The organism is Rhizobium sp. CC-YZS058, assembly GCF_034720595.1.
In the GTDB taxonomy this organism is placed as follows: Bacteria; Pseudomonadota; Alphaproteobacteria; order Rhizobiales; family Rhizobiaceae; genus Ferranicluibacter.
Genome location: NZ_JAYESJ010000003.1, coordinates 375240 through 381966, shown reverse-complemented (window position 1 = coordinate 381966; position 6727 = coordinate 375240). Strand labels below are relative to the sequence as shown.

Below are 6727 nucleotides of genomic sequence, written 5' to 3'. Positions count from 1 at the left end.
ACATCGGCCGGCGCCCGGTGATCTCGGCCGGCTTTGCTTTGATGGCGGCCAGCCTCTTTGTCTTCTGGCATGCACAGGATGTCACCGGCCTGATCCTGGCGCGGGTGCTACAGGGCGTTGCCGCAGGCCTTCTCATGTCGACGCTCTCGGCGGCCGTTGTTGATTTTGAGCCAATGGACAGGCCGGGGTCCGCCTCCATCTGGAATTCTGTCGTTCCGCTTGGCGGCTTGGCTCTCGGCGCTCTTGTCTCGGGCGTGCTGCTGGACGCGACCTCCTCGGCGAAAGCCACGGTCTTCGGAGCACTCGTGGGCGGGTGCAGCGTGCTTGCCCTCCTTGTCTGGTCCGTTCCGGAAACCGCGCCACGCTACGAGGGCGTCTGGCGCTCGCTTCTGCCGCGGATCGGCGTGCCGCTAACGGCAGCGACAGCTTTCTGGCGCAGCGCGCCGGCTGTCATCGCCGGCTGGGCGACCGGCGGACTCTATCTCGCACTCGGCGCGCCCTTGGTGCATGCCGTCTTCGGCGCGGAAGATCACACGACGCAGGCGATCGTCATCGTCATCCTGTGCGGCGTCGGGGCTGCTGCCTGTGCTGGCGCTCGCGGCCGCTCGTCGCGCAGCGTGACGCTGTTCGGAACCTCGGCCCTTGCGCTCGGCACGGCGCTGACGCTGGCAGCGATCGCAATGACCTCGCTTCCGGCCTATCTCCTCGCCCTGTCGATTGCGGGAACCGGCTTTGGCACCTGCTTCTATGGGGTGCTGCGCTCGATCGTGCCGATCGTTGCGCCCCATGAACGCGGCGAACTCTTCGCAGCCCTCTTCACGCTGAGCTACCTCGCATTCGGCCTGCCGACCCTGCTCGCCGGCTTGTCGATCGGCCTCTATGGTCTCGTGCCCACGGCGCTCGTCTATGGCAGCCTGATCGTTCTTTTCTCCGCCCTCGCCGGACTTCTCAGGCGGTTTGGTACGGGGGATTGACAAGGCAGTACAGGGCCCAGCGGGTCAGACCAGAACGCCGCCGTAAGACATGACGGGGACTGCACACGATTTGGATCCGATTGTTAAGACGCGCACCAACCCGCAGATGATCGCAAGCGGCTACAGTAGCTCGTTCAGCATAAACCAAAGCGTGAAGTCCTGCCAACGACTTGAAATCGCCTGCATGAGCCCTGCTCACATATTCGGATAGACCGGCCCTTCCCCGCCCTGCGGCGGGACCCAGGTGATGTTGCCGTTCGGGTCCTTGATGTCGCAGGTCTTGCAGTGGACGCAGTTCTGCGCGGTGATGACGAAGGCGGGGTTGCCGTCCTTTTCCACCCATTCATACACCCCGGCCGGGCAATAGCGGGCCGAAGGACCGGCATAGACATCGTGCTCGGAGCGCTTCTGGAGCTCCATGTCCTTGACCTTGAGGTGAACCGGCTGGTCCTCCTCGTGGTTGGTGTTGGACAGGAACACGGAGGACAGACGGTCGAAGGTGAGCACGCCATCCGGCTTCGGATAGGCGATCGGCCGGTGCCGGGCGGCGGGCTCCGAGCTCGCGGCATCGGTCTTGCCGTGCTTGAGCGTGAAGGGCGAGCTGCCGAAGATCTGGTTGATCCACATATCGATGCCGCCCATGGCGACGCCCAGCGCCGTGCCGAACCGCGACCAGAGCGGCTTGACGTTGCGCACCCGCTTGAGATCGCGGCCGATGGGGCCTGCGCGCCACTCGGCTTCGATTTCGGCCACCTCGTCGTTCTGACGACCGGCGGCGATTGCCGCAGCGATCTTCTCGGCCGCCAGCATGCCGGAGAGCACGGCATTGTGGCTGCCCTTGATGCGCGGCACGTTGACGAAGCCGGCCGAGCAGCCAATCAGCGCGCCGCCGGGGAAGGTCAGTTTCGGCACCGATTGGTAGCCGCCTTCGGTGATGGCGCGTGCGCCATAGGAAATGCGCTTGCCGCCCTCGAAGACACCGCGGATGCTCGGATGCGTCTTGAAACGCTGGAATTCCTCGAAGGGCGAGAGATAGGGGTTCTTGTAGTTCAGATGGACGACGAAGCCGACGACGACCTGATTGTCTTCCATGTGGTAGAGGAAGGAGCCGCCGCCGGTGGCGAGATCGAGCGGCCAGCCGAAGGAGTGCTGCACGAGGCCCTGGCGATGATGCTCGGGCTTCACCTGCCAGAGTTCCTTGATGCCGATGCCGAATTTCTGCGGTTCCCGGTCCTTGGCGAGATCGAAGCGGGCGATCAGCTGCTTGGCGAGCGAGCCGCGCACACCTTCGCCGATCAGCACATATTTGCCGAGCAGCGCCATGCCGCGCGCAAAGTTCGGCCCCGGCTCTCCGCTCTTCTCGATGCCCATATCGCCGGTCGCGACGCCGATCACCGCGCCGGCATCGTCAAAGAGCAGCTCATCAAGTGCAGGTGAACAAAATTCCGGTTGACGGTTATCCTACAAGTGGATATCCCTTAACGACTGTCAAAAGGAGTTGTTGGGCAGATGGCGCTCAAGTCGATGAAACCCCTGGTGAGAGCGCCGCTCCTGCACATTACGGTGCAGGAAAGCTTGAGGGCCTATATCAGTGAGAATGGCCTGGCGCCTGGAGCGGCCCTCCCCGCGGAGTCCGATCTCGCTAGTCAACTGAATGTGAGCCGCAACTCACTGCGAGAAGGCATCAAGGCCCTGGAGTCGCTGGGTGTCCTCGAATCCAGGCGCGGCATTGGAATCTTCGTCAAGGCCTTTTCCTTCGAGCCGCTGCTTGACAACCTTGCCTACGGTTTGGGTGGCGCCCTTCGCCAGATCGAAGAAGTCATAGAAATCCGGAAGACGCTGGAAGTCGGACTGATTGCAAAGACCGTGACGATGATCACTGACGATGACCTGGCCGAATTGCAGGATGTCGTCGACCGGATGCGCGTCCTTGCCGAACGCGGGCAGCCCTTCCCCGCGGAGGATCAACTGTTCCATACCCTCCTGTTCCGATGCCAGAACAACGAGACCCTCGCTCGTTTGATCGACGTGTTCTGGCTGGCCTTCTACAAGGCCTCCGACTTCGTCAACCTCGACAACTCCGATCCGATCGGCACATGGAGAGCCCATGCTGCGATCGTGGAAGCCGTCGAAGCGAAGGACATCGCGGAGGCACAACGCCGAATGCATGATCACTACGAGGGCATCTCGCAGGTTATCGCGATCAATAAGAAGAGTTCACCCATGGGAGGAAGCCAGTGAATAGATTATCGAAGGTCGCGGTCGCGATCGCTGTGTCGGCCATGACTGCCAGCACTGCGATGATGACGTTGAACTCCGCAGCATCCGCTGCAACGCTTTCTGGCGGCTTTGATGTCGGGCCGGGAGGGCTTCAGGGCAACTTCAATCCGCTGGCGGCGACCAGCGGCTTCACCTGGCTGAGCATCTACTTCGAACCTTTGGTCAGTTACGACGAGACGCTCGGGACGATCGTCGGCGTGCTTGCGTCTTCCTATGAGGAAAGTGAAGACAAGCTCACCTACACGTTCAAACTTAGCGATGCGAAGTGGCATGACGGGCAGGCGTTCACAGCGAAAGACGCCAAATTCACGCTCGACCTAGCCCGGAATGCAAAGACGGGTTCAGTGCTCGCGGCGCGGCTCATTACTGTTTCGGCGATCGAAACGCCGGACGACAGGACCCTGGTGGTCAAGCTGTCCGCACCAGCCGCAGGGTTCATGGACACCATGACCAAAGTTCTGATGCTGCCGGAGCACGCGCTGTCCAAGATCGCTCCTGACCAGCTCGCCAAGAACAGCTGGTGGTCCACCGCGCCCATCGGCACCGGACCGTTCAAGTTCACACGATACGTGACAGACCAGTACGTCGAGCTCGCCGCCAACACGGACTACCGGGCTGGGAAGCCGGCACTGGAGAAAGTTATCAACCGGTATTTTGCAAACCCTGCCGCAGCGACCGCCGCCCTTCGGGCGGGCGAGATCCAGTTTACCTACGTCGACTCCAATGACCTAGCTGCCTTCCAGAACAACGAGGACTACCGCGTCATCGAGGGGAACTCGTTCGTGGTCAACTACCTCGGCTTCAATCACGACTCGCCGATCTGGAAGGACCTGCGCGTTCGCCAAGCGGTCATGCATGCCATCAACCGTGACGCTATCGTCCAGAGCCTCTACGGCGGCGCCGCGAAGGCCGCGAACTGCGCATATGTCGTCGACAAGCTCGTTCCAGATAACCTCGACGCCTACGCCTACGACCCCGAGAAGGCCAAGCAGCTGCTCAGCGAGGCCGGGTGGGATACGATCAACGGCGATATGCCGATTACCTTGCTGACCTACTACACAACCCCTCTCGCCACGAATGTGCTGGCAGCGGTCCAGGCCATGCTTGCCCAGGTCGGCATCAACGTGACGCCACGTGCGGTCGACACGCCGACCTACAACAGCATCGTCCTGAACCCGACACCTGATACGGCGCAGTTCCAGATGGTCTATGCTGGCCTCCAGAACGGACCAGATCCGAGCATCATCAATGTCGGCCTGAATGAAAAGCAGATCCCGCCGGCAGGACCGAACGTGGTCCGCGCCCGCATGCCCGAGCTGAACGCGGCGCTCGATGGGGCACTCGCCGAGCCCGATGTTACCAAGCGCGACAATCGCTATCAGGACGTCTGCCGCGTCATGAACAGCCAACTGCCATGGGCAACCCTCTGGGTCGCCAACCGCTACGGCGTTGCGTCCTCCAAACTGAAGGACTTCGTCTGGACGCCGGCACCGGGTGGGGGCCCCTATGCCGCCCAACCCGAGAAATTGACCGTTTCCGAATAGACATACCCTCAGAGGGTAGCGAGGTCGGCTGGATCGATACCAGCCGACTTCAGGGTCCACCGGAGTAACTGGTCATGCTGAACTACAGTCTTCGGCGCTTGCTGATCGGCGCAGGCATGCTGCTTGCGTTGAGCGCTCTCGTCTTCGTTTTGCTCCGCCTGACGCCGGGTGATCCGATCGATGCCTATATCAATCCCAACACGCCGATGTCGCGCGCGGACATGGAGAACCTCCGCACGAGCCTCGGACTCGATCAACCCCTTCCCATCCAATATGTCGCGTGGTTGCAGCAGGCTGCTATGGGCAATCTCGGATTCTCGATCAAACGGCCCGACCAACCGGTCCTGTCCCTCGTCATGTCGCGGATCGGACCCACCGTCCTCTTGATGGGAACCGCGATCCTGCTCGCGATCGTGATTGGCATCGCCTCTGGGATCATCAGCGCGGTACGGCGAAACTCCGTTGCGGACGTCACCTTCTCTGTTCTGGCTGTCACAGGCATCTCCAGCCCCGCTTTCTTGAGCGGCCTCGTCGGCCTTTACGTTTTCTCCGTCTATTTCAAATGGATGCCATCAGGGGGAATGCTGACGCCCGGGAGCACCTTTTCGATCGTCGATCTCCTCCATCACCTGATCCTTCCGGCAGCGTTGCTGTCGATGGCGCAGGCAGCAATGATCATGCGGTATATGCGCGCCTCGATGCTCGAGGTTCTTAATCAGGACTATGTGAGGACAGCGCGCGCAAAGGGCGTCTTCGAATTCTGGGTGATTTCCAAGCACGCGCTCCGAAACGCCCTGCTCCCCGTGGTGACGCTGATCGGCTCGACGATCGGCCTGGCCATCGGCGGCGCGATTTTTATAGAGAGCGTTTTCAACTGGCCGGGGATGGGCCTGCTGTTGGTGACGGCAGTCGAGACACGCGACTATCCGGTGATCATGGGTGCGACCCTTGTCATCGGGGCCTGCGTGATCGTCGTCAACCTGGCGACCGATCTCGCCTACGCGCTGGTCGATCCGCGGATCAAGGTCGGTTGAGTGATGCAAGAGCCCACACTGACGACACGCCCCATACCGCGCAGCCCCGGCCCGGTCGCCCGCGCTCTCGAACGCTTTCGCTTCAATCGCGCGGCGCTGGTGGGGATCGCGATCATCATTCCGCTGATGGCCACTCTTCTTACCTATCCCTATTGGTGGGCATTCAAGCCGAACGACATCGATCTTCTGGCCATGAATACGGGGCCATCGGCCAAGCATTGGCTCGGTACCGACGGGGTCGGACGAGACATTTTCGCTCGCGTGATGGATGGGGGGCGTGTTTCCCTGCTGGTAGCGATCGTTTCGACGGCGATCTCGGCAATCATCGGCTTTCTGGTGGGAGCGATCTCTGCCCTTGCCGGACGCTGGGCTGACACCGTGACCATGCGGTTCGTGGATCTCGTCATGACGCTTCCGCCCGTCATTTTCCTGCTGGTGATGGCGTCCATCGCGGGTACGGGCATCTGGCCGACGATCTTCGTCATCTCGCTCCTGTCATGGCCGCTGCTGGCACGCCTGGTGCGCTCCCGTCTTCTGGAGCTGCGCGAGCGTGACTTCGTCGTCGCCGCTCGCGGAATGGGCGCTGGCCTGCCACACCTGCTTTTCCGTCATGGACTGCCGAACTCGATCGACATCCTCGTGGTCTTCTCCACCTTGCAGATCGCCAACGCGATCCTGCTCGAGGCCGGCCTTTCGTTCCTTGGACTCGGGATCGCCCCTCCGGCAGCGAGCTGGGGCAACATGCTGAACGCCGCGCGCTCCACTGCGGTCCTCGAACAATATCCCTGGCAATGGATGTTCCCCGGCCTTGCCTTGGTCGCCACCGTCCTGGCCATCAACTTCATCGGCGACGGTCTACGGGACGCGTTCGACCCGCGTGCCGACAACAGATGAT

5 protein-coding genes and 1 pseudogene are annotated in these 6727 nt (G+C 61.8%); 5 read left to right on the top strand and 1 reads right to left on the bottom strand.

What is annotated here, in order from left to right; all coding sequences use genetic code 11:
* A partial coding sequence (locus U8330_RS22370; RefSeq protein ID WP_323107782.1) for an MFS transporter occupies positions 1 to 974 on the top strand: 974 nt, incomplete at its 5' end.
* Positions 975 to 1169: 195 nt separating this feature from the next.
* On the opposite strand, the pseudogene U8330_RS22365 reads toward U8330_RS22370, so the two are convergent.
* Positions 1170 to 2390: pseudogene (locus tag U8330_RS22365) on the bottom strand (electron transfer flavoprotein-ubiquinone oxidoreductase); the annotation flags it as partial.
* A gap of 93 nt (positions 2391 to 2483) precedes the next feature.
* Here U8330_RS22365 and U8330_RS22360 point away from each other — a divergent pair.
* From U8330_RS22360 to U8330_RS22345, 4 genes are all read left to right on the top strand, one after another.
* Positions 2484 to 3215 (top strand): FadR/GntR family transcriptional regulator, encoded by a 732-nt coding sequence (locus U8330_RS22360; protein ID WP_323107781.1) that lies wholly within the window; start codon positions 2484 to 2486, stop codon positions 3213 to 3215.
* A 41-nt stretch (positions 3216 to 3256) separates the two neighbouring features.
* On the top strand, positions 3257 to 4798 hold the full coding sequence (locus tag U8330_RS22355) for an ABC transporter substrate-binding protein (RefSeq protein ID WP_416236960.1): 1542 nt from the start codon (positions 3257 to 3259) through the stop codon (positions 4796 to 4798).
* Between the two features lie 74 nt (positions 4799 to 4872).
* Positions 4873 to 5832 carry an ABC transporter permease gene (locus U8330_RS22350; protein WP_323107779.1) on the top strand — a complete coding sequence of 320 codons (960 nt, stop codon included), beginning with the start codon at positions 4873 to 4875 and terminating at the stop codon, positions 5830 to 5832.
* A gap of 3 nt (positions 5833 to 5835) precedes the next feature.
* Positions 5836 to 6726 (top strand): ABC transporter permease, encoded by an 891-nt coding sequence (locus tag U8330_RS22345; protein WP_323107778.1) that lies wholly within the window; start codon positions 5836 to 5838, stop codon positions 6724 to 6726.
* Position 6727: the final 1 nt, after the last annotated feature.